Below are 15,360 nucleotides of genomic sequence, written 5' to 3'. Positions count from 1 at the left end.
GACTACTGACGATAGTACTTAAAAACTCCCGCGAATGCCCAAAATAAATCCGCGCCCGGGCAGTGGCGAGAAGTCTTTCAGGAAGGACGAATGTATACGTGCTTCGGTATCTGTTAGGTTCTGGCCTTTGGCGTAGAGGGTTATATCGCCATTTTGCCTGTTAACACGGTAGGAAATTTGCGCGTCCAGCAAAGTGGAGTTTCCGGTTGTGCTCTCGTTGACGGCGGTTTGGTTTTGGGCGAAGTTATGCACCAGATTTAGCTCCGCTTGCCAGTTACCCTGTTCCAGGACGAGTTGATTACCCAAACGCTTGGGCGGAATACGTGGCAGATTTCCGCCCTCTTTCAGCTTGCCGCGAATACTATCCCCCCAAATTGTCCACTTTAGGGGGGCCGCCAGTTGCCAGGTCAGCTCGGCTTCCAGCCCGTAGAAGCGCGTATCCTGTTGCTGGTAGATATAAATAGGCAGTGCGTCGTGGTCGTGTCCGTCCTCAGCTTCGACCTCTTCTTCGTGGCCAAACAGGTCTTCGCTGGTGTAGCCGGTGTTGATGGAGCTGTAGAAATCGTCCACCTGGTTATAGAATGCGTTAAGAACGAGGCTTAGATCCCCGCTAAATTTGCGTAGGCTCAGATCCAGGTTATTGGATTTTTCCTCACTCGCTTGGCCGTGATAGTCCAGGTGCAATGCATCGGCTTCTGGGTGCAGCTCAAATAGTGCGCCAATTTCGTAAGAGCCGGTTCCGATATGCGGGCCAACTGAGTAGAGTTCGGCGGCGGCGGGTGCGCGCTGGGCGTGGGTAAGGGCCGCACTTACGTTATAGCCCTCGGTGAACTCCCACACGGCACCGGCAGACAGACTGTAGGGATGGAAGCTAAGTTCATCGAAGGTGAGGTCGAGATGGGCCTCGTCGCCATCAGCTTCGTGATCGTGTACCTCGAGTTCCAAATCGTCTGCGCTCAGGGAAACCTGCTCAATGCGCGCGCCCAGTTGCCAGAGCATGGCTCCAAGATGTTTTTCTTCCACCAGCGCGAGCGCAAGGCTGTCGGTTTTTGAGGGGGAGGTGAAGGCTTCTTCGCCCACCGCTTTAAAATCAACGGTTTTGGCTTCCAGAGAGAAGGCTCCACGCCAGCCCTGCAGTTCCTGATGAACGATATCCGTGCGCAATTGCAGCGTTTTATTGGTAAAAACGGTTCCGTCTTCGTGATGTTCGTCGCCTTCCACCGCGGCGTCCTCATCCTCATCCTCACCCGCATGTATCTCCGCGTGTTGGTAATCGGTATAACCGATGCGGGTGTTAATGCCGGAGATTAGTGGATGGTCTAGTGCTATGTCGCTGAGCAACTGCCAGCGCTCTTGCTCTAAATCCGAGAGTACTTTTTCACCCGAATGTATGTCATCGCCATCTTCTTCACCATGCGCACCGTGCCCGGGTACACCACTTAAGCGGTCGAGATACCCGTACGACAGTCCGATATAGCCATTATCCACCAACCAGCTGGCGCCAAGGTTATAGCCCTGGCCTTCGGAGGCGCTGTTGGCAAGGGTGTCGCTGTGGTGCTCTTCTTCCTCGTCTGAGTCGTGCTCCTGATGCAGATCATCCGGAAGCTTGATGTTCTCACTGTCGCGCCAAAAGCCGTCGAGATGAACGGCGAGGATGTCGCTGCCACCGGTGTAGGCGGCGGAGAGTGAGTCTTCACTATTAACCGTATCGTGGCTGATGTTGAATGCCGCACGGCTCTCGCTATCGCTGGGTACGCGGTCATCCACTACGTTGACGACACCGCCAATGGCGCCGGAGCCATAAAACAAGGTTGCCGGGCCACGAAGTATTTCAATTTGTTCGGCCGTTGTTGCTTCACTGGCAACAGCGTGGTCGGGGCCAACGCGAGAGGCATCGCTGACGTCAAGGCCGTTTTGGGTGATCAGCACACGCGGGCCATCGAGTCCACGAATAATCGGGCTGCTGGTATTGGGGCCAAAATAGCTGCTGTGTACACCGATTTCGTATTTTAGGGTTTCGCCCAGAGTACCCGCCTGCTTGTTGCGCAACTCGTCGCCGCTGACGACGCTAATGGGCTGTACCGATTCCATGATGGATGCGTGAATGGGTAGGCCGATTACATCCACCTGCTCAACAATAGAGGTGCTAAGTACAATGTTCAGTGGTTCGATGGCTTCGCCGTGCAGGTGCAGTACCCTGTGGCTATAACCCTCGGCCTGGACATGTAGCTCGTCAATATCGATCTCGTCAAGATGAAATTTACCTTGTGCGTTGGTTCTGGCAGCGCTTTTACTACCGACCACTTCGACGCTGGCGTTGCTAATGGGTTGACCCTTGTCATCGGTTACGATGCCATCGAAGGCGTTCGCTACGAGTGAAGAGAAGAGAAGTGATGCGCCTACAGCCACATGTTTCAAAATGATGCTCCTAAAATCTGACAAGTTAGATATGATACAGCATATCATTTGAATATGACAAAAGTGTGATGCTTTCTAGGGTTTTTAAGGCGCGACCGACCGATCTGGCTCGGTCGCTGGGGGAAGCGCGCTAATAATCAGCGCTGATAAGCTGGAACTGGACGCGTTTCAGGCATTGGTTGCACAGGCACTCCTGCCAGCGCTTGGCAATAAATGCCTGTGCTTTGGGGCTAATCTGGACCTTAAAGCACTGGCAGTTGGAGATATCGGCCGCGTTGCATTGGAAGGGCTTTTCACAACGGGGGCACGGCTTTTCAGTACGACTCATATCTGATCCGGTTACTACGAGGGAATTGCTGGCCCGCAATTGTAACGTTAAAACGCGTAGCGTACCTTCAGCCAGATGCGACGACCAGGTTCGTTAACCCGAACTGGGTCAGGATTGAAGGGATCAGAGTTGGCGGCGTTAACATGGTAGGCGTACATTTCATCTAGCAAATTTTCGATTCCCGCCTGCAGACGCAGGGATTTTAGCGGTTCCCAGCTACTGTAGAAGTTTAGAACCGTAAAGCCATCGGTTTCGCCAGCATCAATCACAGGGTTCACCTTATCCTGCTTGGTGGTGGCGACCAACTCTGCGCCTGCAGCCCATTGATCGCGTTGGTAGTCTAGGTTAAAGCGCGCTTCCAGTGGCGCGATCTGGCCCAGGTCGCCATTGTCGCTTTCGCCGCGAGTGTAGCTGAGGGCGGCGGTTGCTGAGAGTGTATCGCTAAGATGGCGACTGCCGTCCACTTCAATCCCGTAAAGTTTTGCATCGGTATTGCGGTAGAGGGTGGCGGTTTCCAAGTTGTAGCGCTCAATGTAGTCGTTAACTTTGTCCCAGAATACCGTGGCGGACCAGCGTTGGGTCTCACCACGCGAGACCACGGTAATATCCAATTGCTGATGTTTTTCGGCGGCAATATCGGGGTTTCCTACCCAACTGCTGCCCATGGCGCTGCGGGCAATAAACTGCTCGGTAGCATCGGCGGCACGTACGCTGCGACTGACATTGGTACTGAACACAGTTTTGCTGGACAGTTTGTGATCCCAACCCAGCACCAGTCCTAGGTCGGTATCGCTTTGGTCGCTGGCCGTTACACCATAGGCGTTTTGATAGAGCGTGTTGGGGGTGGCGCTGCCCATCATGCCAGCAGGTTCGTCGGCGCGGGTGGCATTGGCATCGAACTGGTCAACACGGGAGCCAAAACGTAGTAGGTCTTGATCGTTCAGTTGATAGTCCAGTTCGGCGAAAATGCCGGTTTGCTGCTGCTCGACGCCGGGCCACATAATCGAGGCCAGCATGTTGTAGTTGCCGTCTTTACCGGCATCCATATATAGCTCTGCGCTACGGTCATTAGCGCGATGATCTAGGCCAAAACGCCATTCGGCTTTCCCGTTTTGAAGATTGGCCAGCCAGCGGGCGCCCTGGGTATCAGAGCTGCTGGGTGCAGCCATACCGTTTTCATTCATGGGCATGCGGTTGCGCACGCTGTAGTTGTCCATCAAGTGATCGACGTTGCTCTGGTAAAGGCTTAGCTCAAAGCTGTCTACCAGGGTTCCGCCGCTATAGACCCATTTAAGACGTGCCGTTTCCGAGTCGGTCCAGGGAGAATCCATACCGTTGCCAGCGAACCACACATCGTCCTCGCTTACCCCTTCAAAAGAGAGCTGCAGATAGTGTTGGTTGTTAAGGTCGCTGCCAGCAATCAGGCCATAACTTGAGGAATCAAACGAAGACGCGGTGACATTCCCGTCGGCATCTTCGTAGTTATCGGAGGATTTCACGTCGCCAAAGACACGGCCAAAGGCGCGCTTATTGCCGAACGCGAGGTTGGCCGAGCCATCTTGAGATTCGGAACTACTGGTATAGCCAAGGCCGATGGAGCCGAGATAGTTTTTGTCCTTAAACTCCGGACGCTTGTGTTCAAACAAAAGCGTTCCACCACTACCGCCAGCCCCGTAAATCACCGAGCGATTGCCTTTTATAATGGTGAGCTGGTCGAAGTTGTCCATTGCGGTATAGGCTGTGGGCGGATCCATGCGACCGGGGCAGGCGCCAAAGGTATAGGCGCCATCGGTCATTATGTTCAGCTGATTTTGAGATTGCCCCCGAATTATGGGTTCAAATCCCCTGCCGCCGCGCCGGGTGGCGGCCACACCGTTGACAGAGCGCAATAGCTCGCCGGCATCCTGTACCGGCTTGCTCAGGGTAGATTGGCTGTCGAGCTGTTGTTCTTTGGTCATCGTGTTGTCGCCAATTACTTCGACAACCTCGATAGGCAAGTCGGTGGTAGCCAATGCCTGCACGGCGACTGCCGACATGGCGGCGATCAATATTCTTATTTTCATTAGATGCTCTCCCAAGTTAGGGGTAAATGATAAAGAACGAAGCGAATGATCGGGATGTGGCGAATTGTCGCAGTAGAGCGAGCCATGAATGTAATATATTTTTTACATTACAAATAGACAGTACGTTCTATATGGACTTTTAATGGTCTGTCGTATCGGGAAAGGAATTTATGGGTGGAGTTGGCAGCAGTAATTGGGCAGATTATTACATTTTCTATCGTTGCATTGATCGCAGGGCGCTTGATATTCATTGGCAGCAACAACATTGAGGGCAGGGGTGAGCGTGATGTGCGTTTTGAGTCTCGGGGTATTTTTAGTGATGCCGCTAATTGTAAATGCGGGGCTCGGCGGTATGTTTTTGTTTGAGTAAATAGGTATTGCGCTGGATTTATCACCCATGCTCTCAGCAAATATACTTTTGTTGATTATTATTGTTTCAACCAGTGTAAAAGCTGCAGCACAAATTTTTTATTATCGGCGTGAAGATTTGATATGGCCGGTAGACAAATTCGCGACACAATTCGTCAGCAACGTTTCGACAACAATGAAATGACGCAGCAGAAATTGTTGAAAGCTGTGGGGGCTACCCGCAAAACTATTTCGGCATTGGAGTCTAATAGACACTCCGCCTCTTTGGGTCTCGCTTTTCGGATTGCCCATAGTTCTAATGTGGTATTGGAAGAGGTTTTTCAATATGAGATTGATACTCTTCGATATTCGTAAACCTTCTCCCTCCTTTGCTCCTTTGCTCCTTTTCCTTATCCGTAAAAATCCTCGCATCTACATTTCCTGTCTGTTCGGCTTATATCGTCCCGCATTATTACAGGGGCTTCCACCTCGTTTAGGTGTACTTCTGGTGGCTTGTACTTTTTAGCTCGCGTTGATTGTGGATTAAGAGTGTCTCGTCTACGTGATCCCTGGGCTTCTGGCGCCCCTTCTATCTTCTTGTCGCCATTTAAATTGAAAGCAATATTATTCTAATTTATATTTAGCTAGACAGTCATATCATTTGTAAATAGTACCTCTGAACAATATTATTCAAACGTTAACTATTTTAGGGAGCTGTACCGTGCTCGTTTCTGCGAGGAGTGTAGTTTGGAAAAAGCTCGGGGCAAGATGCCAATATAATAATTCGGGTTAATAAAATTCAAGGAAAAAATATGAAATTTAAATTATTGGCTGGACTAGTGTTGTCTATGAGTTTTGCTGCTTCTGCAAATGCGGGGAAAATTTTTGAGTGGAATGACCCTGTTCAGGGAAATTATCCTCCTGAGTGTTCGGCAACTCAGTCCTATGGTACGGGTGGGGGCGGTTATGGTTACAGCTATTTATATAACGAATATTTAGTGCAGTGCCCAGGCCACACGGTAACCGTAACAAGGTTGCTTGAGACTAATGGCAATCATCAGAACTGTACAATGGGAACTAGGGATAGCAACTATTACACTTCGTTTAATAACTGTGATAACTGGCGCGTTTACGAAAAGTAAATAGCCCATTATGTGTAGCCCTATCATTTACTTGATGGGGCTTTTTTGTAAGGTTTGTGCTTTTTCTACTGAAACAGCGCCGAACTGGAATCTTCGGAAAGGTAAAAGATTAATTCACCTGTGCCTCGGTTCACAAAATAGGAAACGGTAGCGCTGGTCGTCTCTTCTGTGCCGGTAGATATTGCGTTAGAAAATTTGACTGAAAGTATGTTGGCTTGTTGATCGCCTTCTGTTGCGAGTATCACCTGGCAATTTTTTGTTTTGCAGATTACCGATAACGGTGCAATATCCTGCAGGGCTTCGTGGTTATCGAACATCGAAAAAAGTTCATCTTCCCGGCTTGTTGCCCAGTTGTAATCTATTTCTTCGGCTTCGAAGCGCTCGTTAGCCAGTTGCATGGGGGCTTTATTTTCTTTTTCTGCTTTCTCAATAAAGCTGGAAAACGTTTCAATTTGCTGAGAACCATCGCTTACTTGAGTATACATCCTTGAGTTTACGGGGCTTTCTTCATCTTTATGAGAGGCTTCCGTATAGGCTGGCTTTGTTTCCGGGAAACTTTTCTTTGCTAGCGTTATATCTTCCCCTGTGAATGGGGGAATCGTGCAGGGGGCGAGGGACGGTGAATCTAAGCGGCTTGATAATTGAGTGGGTATTTCGGCAGGCGGCACTGAATTTTTCCCGAGCTGAAACGAGATTGCGGAGCTGGCAACCAATGCCCCTATAAATAATGACAGTAATTTTCGGGTATCCATATCTTGATGCAACTCCTGTTTGGTTGGTATGGATTACTTATTCCTGGACAGAGTACAGATAGTTCTGTTTAAAGAATCGATAATACAGGTAGTTTGCGTATTTGTAATGCAAAATGAAGATACTTTTCTAGTGCTGTCAAAGCGTGGGTTTTAATGCTTGTGGTGGGTGTATCCGGAGTTGCGCTTTTTAGCTTCGGTTTTTTTCTGTTTTGATTCGGATGAAAAAAAGTCGCACCAGGGAATGATCCATCATGTTTAAGTGCGACGTAAGTGGTATTTGATAAACTGTGATATTGCGTATAAATAGGCAGTATAAATCGGGTATCCGGGCCGAAAAAGGTGGGGTAGTAGTGAATAAACTCAATACTCAATTACAACCCGGATACTCGAACTCTTTACTGGCGCTGACCAATGCCTTACTAACTTTTTTGTTGCTCAACCAACTCCATTAAACCATTTAAATACTGCGTTGATGATTTCGACCAACTATCGATCAGCTTTTTAAAGTAGTGGAAATTTGTCGCACGATTTGCAACAAATGGGCTACCTGCAGATTGGGGGGTGTTGCGGTAATCAACTATTTTCATTATGGGCTGGCCCTGCGGAGTGGAATACAATAGCTTAACTCCAGATTGCCCCGCCATTGCGATAATGGTTTGTTTGATTCCAGATGTTTCCGGAGCATAAATATAAAGGTCGATTAATTCTGGCTTGACTATAACTGTGCCAGAATCTTTTTTATCAACAACCTGCCAACCAGTCTTGGTGAGTTGCTTTTTAATGGATTTCGTCAGTAATGTACCGTAGTCATCTTCGATCAGTGTGCGGTAATTCGCGGATGTAGACGCACGAAATCGATCCATCCAAATATCGGCAAATTGTACACTGGCCTTTTCGACGTATATTTTCCGTGATAGCGGCAGGCTGAACTTTGAGGAAATATAGAGGCTATTAAATTCAGGTGAATCCATAATCTCCATATTGCCTTCCCCGTCGGCGGCTGTTGGTGTTCTCGGTGGAGGTGTTTCCGCCGCTTGTGCGAGTTGCGTGTTTCTGGTCGTTGAATTTTTGCTGGCAAAATCCAGGCTTTGGGTGGCCGCGATTACGTTAACTTTTTCTACGGTCGTGCTAGTTGATTGTGGCTGTTGCACTTTGGCCGAAATTTTCGCCGGTGATTCTGCAGGCTTTACGGGCTGTGGATTAAGAGCTGGGAGCTCCGTTTCTACCGAAAGGTTGTCAACTGTTGGAGCCGGCGTTTTTATCGTTGGTAAACTAAATTCATTGGCGCTTACATTCATTGCAAGCACCAACCCGCAAGCGAACAGACCCGAGATAAGTTGTTCCATACTTTTTGCAATTCCTGAGTTGTTAGAAAATAAACGTTTTACGCGCGGAAGCATTTGGTATTTGTTTTTGTTTGCAGCCAATACGGTTGCTAGCCGCGATTCCAACTCTGAAATGCTGGTTAAGCTTTTGGCGTAGAGCGTGGGGCAGCCGCAATATTTTACCGCGATGTCATCGCAGGAATTTTCTCTTTCGCGATCAATGCGTGTTGAAATCCACATAACAGCCGGGTTAAAGAAATAGAGAAGGCGAACAAAGGATTGTATGGCATTAATTACGTAGTCGTTGCGTTGAATATGAGCCAGCTCGTGCAGCAGCAGCGCTTCAACTTGCTCGGTAGTCAGCGATGTTAGCAGGCCAATAGGTAATAAAATAACGGGTTTAAAATGACCTAGAACACAAATGCTGGAAACGCGGCAGGAGTTTTTAACCTGGATCACTTTTGATAGGTTTAGGTAGTGGGCAAGCTGCTGGCAGCGACCAAACCATTCCGGATTAACGTTTTCGCAGCCACGGTAGCGCAGCATGCTGGCTTCAAAAAAATCGCGGGCGTAGCGAATAAATTGTAGGGTAAAGCCGGTGAGCCAAACCAACAGGATGTATTGGACATTCTTATTCAGTAAACTGTAAATCTGCTGCCATAAACTATCGGAGTATTGGAGCAGCGTATTGGGTGTTTGCATAACATTGGTTGCGTTCGTAACGCTATGATAGAGGTGCGCGTAAGTTGCGACACTCACCGTGACACACATGATCAGTGCGATAATGCCTTGAAGATAGCGCCCGTTGGCACTTTGGTGTCGATTGATGGCGAGCGATATTCCCAGTACTAGTGCGATCAACGTGCACTGCCAGAGGGAATGTATTATGGTCCAGGTAAACGCATATGCGGTATTACCATTTAAGACTGATGCAAAAGTGTCCATGTCAGTTATCCTCAGTGAGAATGATCTACAGCCCGCTACTCTTCCTCCGGGTCTAGCTTGCTATAGAAAAGCTATCTGCGTTGTCTGCGCGGTGTTAAAACGGGTTCAAAATACTTAGCTATTCGCTATAAACCCCGCATTTCTACCTTGCGCTGGCGACCTCGCTTACGTTTACAGCAAGCCGCTAGAGATCTTTTAAAAAAGCTTTAATCTCTTCAATTTCTTCTTTGCTAACTTGGTTGTTGCCTAAGAGTTGCATGACTAACCTGCTGTTGGAGCCACTAAACGTACTGTTGATAAAACGTGACAGCAGTTTGTTTTTGGTGGAACTCTCTTGAATCACCGGGAAATAAATATGGCTCCGGCCTTCTAAACGTCGATCCAGTAAACCCTTTTGAACCATAACCTGCATGGCTTTCAGGGTGGTGGTGTAGCCGATATCGCGAATTTTGTTCAACTGCTCGTGTACGCCCTGAACACGCATCTCTCCAGCATCCCAGAGGATGTTCAAAATTTCGAGTTCAGCTTGCGTGGGTGTCGGCACCGTTAATCCTTGTTAGTTGTACGAGAGATCTCGTAGGTAAGAGTGTACGAGATCTCTCGTAGTTACAAGGGCTTTTTGTCCAGCACTAGTCGATTGGCGTTTAAAGTTTTGTGGGAGCGCGATAACCTATTGAAAATAAATCAATATTGATGGTTTGAATGCCTTATAAATCGAGGCGAACAAGCGCGCTTTCCAGTTCAGTGAGCTTCTCCATAATGGAGCGTTTGTTTTCGTTGCCCATGCGGAGCAACAATTTTTGCGTATTCGGCAGGGATTCCAGTGCCGGATCGAGAAACTGATATTGCACGCTGGTAAGGATTAATTCCGGTTCGGAGTCGGTTGCGGGTGTCGCCAAAAAGCTTTCCACAGCAGTCAGTACAACGGAGTGGAATGAGTCTGGCCCTTCTCCCAATTCGTCATAGGCTTGCTGCAATAGCGGGTAGTAAAGTTGATAGAGGGAGACAAGGGTTTCCGTGTCGAGGCTAGTCGCTATTTGCGCGTATAGATCGTAGCGTTGCTGGTTTTGCGGAGGGTTTTTAAATACAGCGGTTTGTACATAGCCCTCTTTTGTTGTGGGTGCCGGTACTTTTGCCATCCGGCCGATGGCCTGTGCGCGAAAGGCGCTATCGGGGCCCTTAAGTGGCCGGTATTGGGGGACAACGGCGCCCTTGCTGAGGTTGTAAGCCGCGCGTACCGACTTGCGCAGAACATCTTCGGGCGTCAATAGTGCCGCCAATTGGCTGAGCTGAGGAGATTCTTTCAGTTCAGTTAACACCGGTTCATCACTGGTGTCCAAATGGGGTAATGGCTTTTCTGTGACAACGGGTTCCGGCGGGTTTGCCAGGGGGTCAGCTTCGGGCCTTGGTGTTGGTAAAGGGTGTGGTGTGGCGACAGGTTGAGGGGGGCTGCTTGCCGTTGCGGTTTGTGGTTGGGGTTTGGTATTGCCATAAAAATAATAAAGGCCGCCACCTAGTATTAACGCAATGATCAGCAGCGCGAGTAAAAGCGGTTTTACTTTGGCGGGTGCAGGCACCAGCGTTTCTTTGGTGTCTTCGAGATTGAGGTCACCTAATTTTTCAATATCGTTTCGCATACTGATGTCCTTGTAACTGCACGACTCTATGATGATTTTCGTGACGATGAGTTCCCGATTTTCCGATCTCTTTTACTATTTTGTGGCGCTGAGCTCAAGTGATTATCTATATGATCCGTGCAGATAAATTTATTGCTATGAATGGTTCCTGAGGCCTGTGAGGGAGCGCACAGTTTGTAACGAAATAGTTCACAGCCCTATGAGTAGCGTTTGCATTTATACATGCTTTGCATTTTGATATTTCGTTAGCTTTTTTGCAAAGCTGTTTTTACTGTAAAACTATTTTTGTGCATTGTGCTGGTAAGCTTTAAACTGTCTTCACGAGCCGCTTACGGGCTCTGGCTATAACAATAAAAAAGGCCAAATTGCATTTTTCAAGGTAATGATTTCGCTTATCCACTCCCCTGGGGTCGATCCGTTAGCGTAGCTGTCTCATTTACAAAATAACTTTAATGATCTATGAGGGCGCCATGAAACACTCAAAATTTAAACTATTGCTGGCAGGTTGTACCATACTGCTCGCACAAGCATCTCATGCACTGGTTTCCGGTGCGGGGGAAGCTGTGCTTACTATTCAAAACAGTTGGGGTAGCGGTTATTGTGCCGATGTTACTATCTCCAATAATGGCAGTTCCAGTATTACTGACTGGGCTGTTGGCTTAGACTTGGCCGGTACGAGTATCGGCAATTTGTGGAACGGAAGCGTGAGCGGTAGCACTGTGACTCCTGCGGCTCACAACGGCAGTATTGCTGCTGGTTCCAGCGTAAATTTTGGCTTTTGTGCAAACGGCTCGGGTACGCCCAGTGTCGCGACCTTAAGTGTTTCTGGTGGTGGAAATACCAGTAGCTCCAGTAGCTCGAGTGTTGTCTCTTCAAGCAGCAGTTCTTCCATTTCCAGCAGCTCTTCAAGCTCAAGTAGTTCCAGCTCTTCCTCTTCAAGCAGCAGCTCAAGTGTAGTCTCTTCAAGTAGCAGTTCCAGCAGTAACAACACTGACTGCCAGGAAATGTGTCAGTGGTACCAGGATGATCCCCGTCCGCTGTGTGTGAATCAGGATTCTGGCTGGGGCTGGGAAAACTCACAAAGCTGTATTGGTCGCACAACCTGTGAAAGCCAAAGTGGTAGTGGTGGCGTTGTTAGCAGTTGCAGTACTTCTTCGTCTAGCACCTCCTCTTCCAGTTCTTCTAGTAGCTCTAGCAGTTCCAGCAGCTCTAGCAGCTCTTCCAGCTCATCTGTGGTTAACCCTCAGGGTTGTGATGGCTATGCCACCCGCTATTGGGATTGCTGTAAAGCTCACTGTAGCTGGAGCGGAAATGTACCCAGCGGTGTAGAAACTCTGGGCGCCTGTACGACCAATGACTCTCCGTTGAATGATGTCGATGCTTCCAGTGCCTGTGACGGCGGCGACGCCCATATGTGTCACAGCTTAACGCCTTGGGCCGTCAGCACTACGTTGTCTTATGGTTATGCGGCAACTTCTAGTGGTGATGTTTGTGGTCGTTGTTATGAAATCCAGTTCACGGGCGCTTCTTACAATGGTGGTGACGATCCCGGTTCTGCGGCTCTGGCTGGAAAGCGTATGATCGTTCAGGCCACTAACATCGGCTATGATGTTGGCGGTGGTCAGTTTGACATTTTGGTTCCCGGTGGTGGCGTAGGCGCATTTAACGCCTGTTCCGATCAATGGGGAGTGTCTAACGATGAGTTGGGTGCTCAATACGGTGGTTTACTGGCCGCGTGTAAAGATGAGCTGGGTTGGAATGCAAGCAGAGAGCAGTACAAAAGTTGCCTGTCTCAGCGTTGCGATAATGTATTCGGTACTCGTGGTTTAACCGAGCTGCAGCAGGGTTGTAACTGGTATGCCGAATGGTTCGAAGCGGCTGATAACCCCAGCCTGAAGTGGCATGAGGTGGCTTGTCCTGCCGAGATTACCGCTCGCTCAGGTGTGGATCGCGGCTTCTTGAACGATATCAGCAACTCCTGTAATTAAGTTTTCATTTCTTAAAATCCGGGCTCCGTTACCTTAACGGAGCCCGGTTATCCTTACCTTCTACTGAAAACACTTCCTTTCTGCGCTAGAATGCACGCTCTCCTGAGGGGTGGCTGTACGCTTGTATAGCCTGAGATAGTCCCTTTGAACCTGATCCGGCTAGTACCGGCGTAGGAATAGGACGTTCGTTTAATTTTCGAACAACTAGGGGGGCGCAAGTCCCCGTTCCACCTTTCCCAGCCTGCACACCGGGTCTCCTATTTAATTCATAGAAGGCCTGATATGACCAAACGTTTTTACCCACCCCTAGCACTGTATTCACTGGTTTCCTTTGCTATCAGTAGCACAGCTTTTGCCCAAAATGAGCAGGAAGAAATAGTGGTTACCGGTGAGCTACGCAACATCGAGCAGTTGGACTTGGCAAATAGTGTCTCTGTGATTAGCGAAGAGCTTATCGAGTCGCGCAACGCTAAGAACCTGGAGGATATACTTGGCCTTATCCCCAACGTGAATTTTTCTGCGGGCGCTTCCCGCGGCCGTTTTATTCAGATTCGTGGTATTGGTGAACGCAGCGAATTTGTTGCACCGATTAACCCGTCTGTGGGCGTGATTGTCGATGGCATCGATTTCACTGGTCTGGCAACAGGTGTCAGCGGTTTGGATGCATCACAGGTGGAGGTTTTTCGCGGCCCGCAAGGAACGCTGTACGGCGCTAATGCGTTGGCTGGAATGATTAACGTGGTAGGTAATGCGCCGGCAGAGGCTGCCGGCGGTAAGGTGTCGGCGGGAATCGGTAACTATGGTAGCTATGATTTGGCTGGCACGGTGACCACGCCTTTATCCGAAACCGTTGGTTGGCGCCTGGCGATGCAAAAGAATGTCAGTGACGGCTATATTAAAAATGATTATCTGGATCGCGACGATACCAACAATATTGATGAACTAAGTCTACGCAACCACTTGTCTTTTGACGTTTCCAAGGAATTACACGTTGATTTAATCAGCTATTTTGTCGATGTCGATAATGGCTACGATGCTTTTAGCCTGGATAATAACCGCCATACCCTGTCTGATGAGCCAGGCCACGACCGACAAAAAACGTTTGCGCATGCATTAAAAACCCGTTTTACTGGTTTTGGCTTTGCCGATTTGAATGTGGTTTTAAGTTACGCTGATTCAGAGGTGGAATACGGTTACGATGAAGACTGGTCCTTTTTAGATATCTGCCCTGCTGATTCCGCGTGCGCTGGTTGGGAATATTCCTCGACGGATAACTATCAGAGGGATAACAATAATTTTTCTGTAGACTTACGTCTGGCTTCAAAATCGCAGGAAACAGCGGTGAATTGGGTGGTTGGTGCGTATTATCGCGATCAAGATGTAGAGCTGATACGTACCTATACTTATGATGCCGACTATAACAGTGACTTCGGTACTCGCAATGCTGCCCTATACGGACAGCTGGATATCGCGTTGAGCGATCGTCTCAATTTGGTTACTGGTTTCCGTGCTGAAGATTTTGAGGCGGATTATTCGGATAGTAATAATTCGCAGTTTGAGCCAAGCGAAAGCCTGTGGGGTGGAAAAATTTCACTGGAATACAAAACGGAAAGCAATGCACTTGTTTACGGCTTAATTTCCCGTGGTTACAAGGTTGGTAGCTTTAACCCGGAGCCATCGTTGGCAGAGCAACAGAAAACCTTTGACACGGAAACGATGCTTAACTACGAGTTGGGCTTAAAGAGCTCTCTTCTCAATAATACTCTAGATCTTCAGGTCGCCGGCTTTTACCAGCAGCGCAATGATATTCAGGCAAAGCAATCCCGCGCCCTCCCGTTGGATGAAGGGTTTGAATTTATCGATTTTCTTACAAATGCTGCTGAAGGTTACAACTACGGCTTGGAAACCGAGGTAAACTGGCGGGTAAGTGATAACTTAACGTTATTCTCGTCCATAGCGATTCTGGAAACAGGCTACGAAGACTTTGAAAATCGCAGCCATGTTGACCGCGACAAAGTAACCGGTGAAGGTTACGATATGAGCGACAGAGCGCAGGCTCATGCGCCGGGTTATCAATACTTTGTTGCAGCACAATACGATTTTGAATCAAACCTGTATATGCGTGTTGAGCTGGAAGGTAAAGATAGCTTCTATTTCTCCGAAAGCCATAATGAGAAAAGCGAAAGTTATAGTTTGCTAAATGCACGTTTGGGTTATGATTTAAACAGTACTTCTTTTGCCCTTTGGGCGAAAAATTTAACGGATGAAACAATTGAGACGCGCGGGTTTTACTTTAGCCATGACTTCGGCAATGACCCACGTAAATTCTATGATCCAGAGCCCTATAGCCAAAAAGGTACACCGTTAACCTTTGGTGTTAGTGTTAGCCATTCATTTTAAATAGTACGGCTGGG

The 15,360-nt window shown here is 48.5% G+C and carries 11 protein-coding genes and 1 riboswitch; of the genes, 4 read left to right on the top strand and 7 right to left on the bottom strand.

Translation table 11 applies throughout. The features are described 5' to 3' along the window. Nucleotides 1-18: 18 nt before the first annotated feature. From H5715_RS15515 to H5715_RS15505, 3 genes are all read right to left on the bottom strand, one after another. Nucleotides 19-2,409, bottom strand: a complete 2,391-nt coding sequence (locus H5715_RS15515) for a TonB-dependent receptor (RefSeq protein WP_246434792.1) — start codon at nt 2,407-2,409, stop codon at nt 19-21. A gap of 139 nt (nt 2,410-2,548) precedes the next feature. Continuing rightward, on the bottom strand, nt 2,549-2,746 hold the full coding sequence (locus H5715_RS15510; protein ID WP_075187069.1) for a cysteine-rich CWC family protein: 198 nt from the start codon (nt 2,744-2,746) through the stop codon (nt 2,549-2,551). A gap of 47 nt (nt 2,747-2,793) precedes the next feature. Then, nucleotides 2,794-4,809, bottom strand: a complete 2,016-nt coding sequence (locus tag H5715_RS15505; protein WP_075187070.1) for a TonB-dependent receptor domain-containing protein — start codon at nt 4,807-4,809, stop codon at nt 2,794-2,796. 492 nt (nt 4,810-5,301) lie between these two features. Here H5715_RS15505 and H5715_RS15500 point away from each other — a divergent pair, with 492 nt between their 5' ends. Further along, complete coding sequence (locus tag H5715_RS15500; RefSeq protein ID WP_075187072.1) at nt 5,302-5,532, top strand: helix-turn-helix transcriptional regulator; 231 nt, start codon at nt 5,302-5,304, stop codon at nt 5,530-5,532. A 437-nt stretch (nt 5,533-5,969) separates the two neighbouring features. After that, nucleotides 5,970-6,299, top strand: coding sequence for a hypothetical protein (locus H5715_RS15495; protein ID WP_075187073.1), 330 nt, complete (start codon nt 5,970-5,972; stop codon nt 6,297-6,299). Nucleotides 6,300-6,364: 65 nt separating this feature from the next. Here H5715_RS15495 and H5715_RS15490 read toward each other — a convergent pair whose 3' ends face one another. The 4 genes from H5715_RS15490 to H5715_RS15475 all read right to left on the bottom strand — a co-directional run bounded on the left by H5715_RS15490 (nt 6,365) and on the right by H5715_RS15475 (nt 10,958). Beyond that, complete coding sequence (locus tag H5715_RS15490) at nt 6,365-7,051, bottom strand: hypothetical protein (RefSeq protein WP_075187074.1); 687 nt, start codon at nt 7,049-7,051, stop codon at nt 6,365-6,367. A 419-nt stretch (nt 7,052-7,470) separates the two neighbouring features. Beyond that, nucleotides 7,471-9,321, bottom strand: coding sequence for a M56 family metallopeptidase (locus tag H5715_RS15485; protein ID WP_075187075.1), 1,851 nt, complete (start codon nt 9,319-9,321; stop codon nt 7,471-7,473). Nucleotides 9,322-9,505: 184 nt separating this feature from the next. Next, nucleotides 9,506-9,865 (bottom strand): BlaI/MecI/CopY family transcriptional regulator, encoded by a 360-nt coding sequence (locus H5715_RS15480; protein ID WP_075187076.1) that lies wholly within the window; start codon nt 9,863-9,865, stop codon nt 9,506-9,508. A 163-nt stretch (nt 9,866-10,028) separates the two neighbouring features. Then, nucleotides 10,029-10,958 carry a DUF3014 domain-containing protein gene (locus tag H5715_RS15475; protein ID WP_075187077.1) on the bottom strand — a complete coding sequence of 310 codons (930 nt, stop codon included), beginning with the start codon at nt 10,956-10,958 and terminating at the stop codon, nt 10,029-10,031. Nucleotides 10,959-11,428: 470 nt separating this feature from the next. Between H5715_RS15475 and H5715_RS15470 the strand changes: the two genes are divergently transcribed. Both H5715_RS15470 and H5715_RS15465 read left to right on the top strand, forming a co-directional pair. Next, complete coding sequence (locus tag H5715_RS15470) at nt 11,429-12,946, top strand: cellulose binding domain-containing protein (RefSeq protein WP_075187191.1); 1,518 nt, start codon at nt 11,429-11,431, stop codon at nt 12,944-12,946. A 95-nt stretch (nt 12,947-13,041) separates the two neighbouring features. Further along, nucleotides 13,042-13,140, top strand: a riboswitch (TPP riboswitch). Nucleotides 13,141-13,228: 88 nt separating this feature from the next. Continuing rightward, the gene (locus H5715_RS15465) at nt 13,229-15,346 is read left to right on the top strand and encodes a TonB-dependent receptor (RefSeq protein WP_185906552.1); all 2,118 of its coding nucleotides are present in this window, start codon (nt 13,229-13,231) and stop codon (nt 15,344-15,346) included. Nucleotides 15,347-15,360 lie beyond the last annotated feature (14 nt).

Origin of the sequence: Teredinibacter haidensis, assembly GCF_014211975.1 — a bacterium.
GTDB lineage: Bacteria > Pseudomonadota > Gammaproteobacteria > Pseudomonadales > Cellvibrionaceae > Teredinibacter > Teredinibacter haidensis.
This window is presented reverse-complemented; position numbering and strand designations above follow the sequence as displayed.

Excerpts from the sequence above, each read along its gene's own strand:
- H5715_RS15510 (WP_075187069.1), bottom strand. The coding sequence starts at position 2,746 with ATGAGTCGTACTGAAAAGCCGTGCCCCCGTTGTGAAAAGCCCTTCCAA.
- H5715_RS15505 (WP_075187070.1), bottom strand. The coding sequence starts at position 4,809 with ATGAAAATAAGAATATTGATCGCCGCCATGTCGGCAGTCGCCGTGCAG.
- H5715_RS15500 (WP_075187072.1), top strand. The coding sequence starts at position 5,302 with ATGGCCGGTAGACAAATTCGCGACACAATTCGTCAGCAACGTTTCGAC.
- H5715_RS15495 (WP_075187073.1), top strand. The coding sequence starts at position 5,970 with ATGAAATTTAAATTATTGGCTGGACTAGTGTTGTCTATGAGTTTTGCT.
- H5715_RS15490 (WP_075187074.1), bottom strand. The coding sequence starts at position 7,051 with ATGGATACCCGAAAATTACTGTCATTATTTATAGGGGCATTGGTTGCC.
- H5715_RS15485 (WP_075187075.1), bottom strand. The coding sequence starts at position 9,321 with ATGGACACTTTTGCATCAGTCTTAAATGGTAATACCGCATATGCGTTT.
- H5715_RS15475 (WP_075187077.1), bottom strand. The coding sequence starts at position 10,958 with ATGCGAAACGATATTGAAAAATTAGGTGACCTCAATCTCGAAGACACC.
- H5715_RS15470 (WP_075187191.1), top strand. The coding sequence starts at position 11,429 with ATGAAACACTCAAAATTTAAACTATTGCTGGCAGGTTGTACCATACTG.
- H5715_RS15465 (WP_185906552.1), top strand. The coding sequence starts at position 13,229 with ATGACCAAACGTTTTTACCCACCCCTAGCACTGTATTCACTGGTTTCC.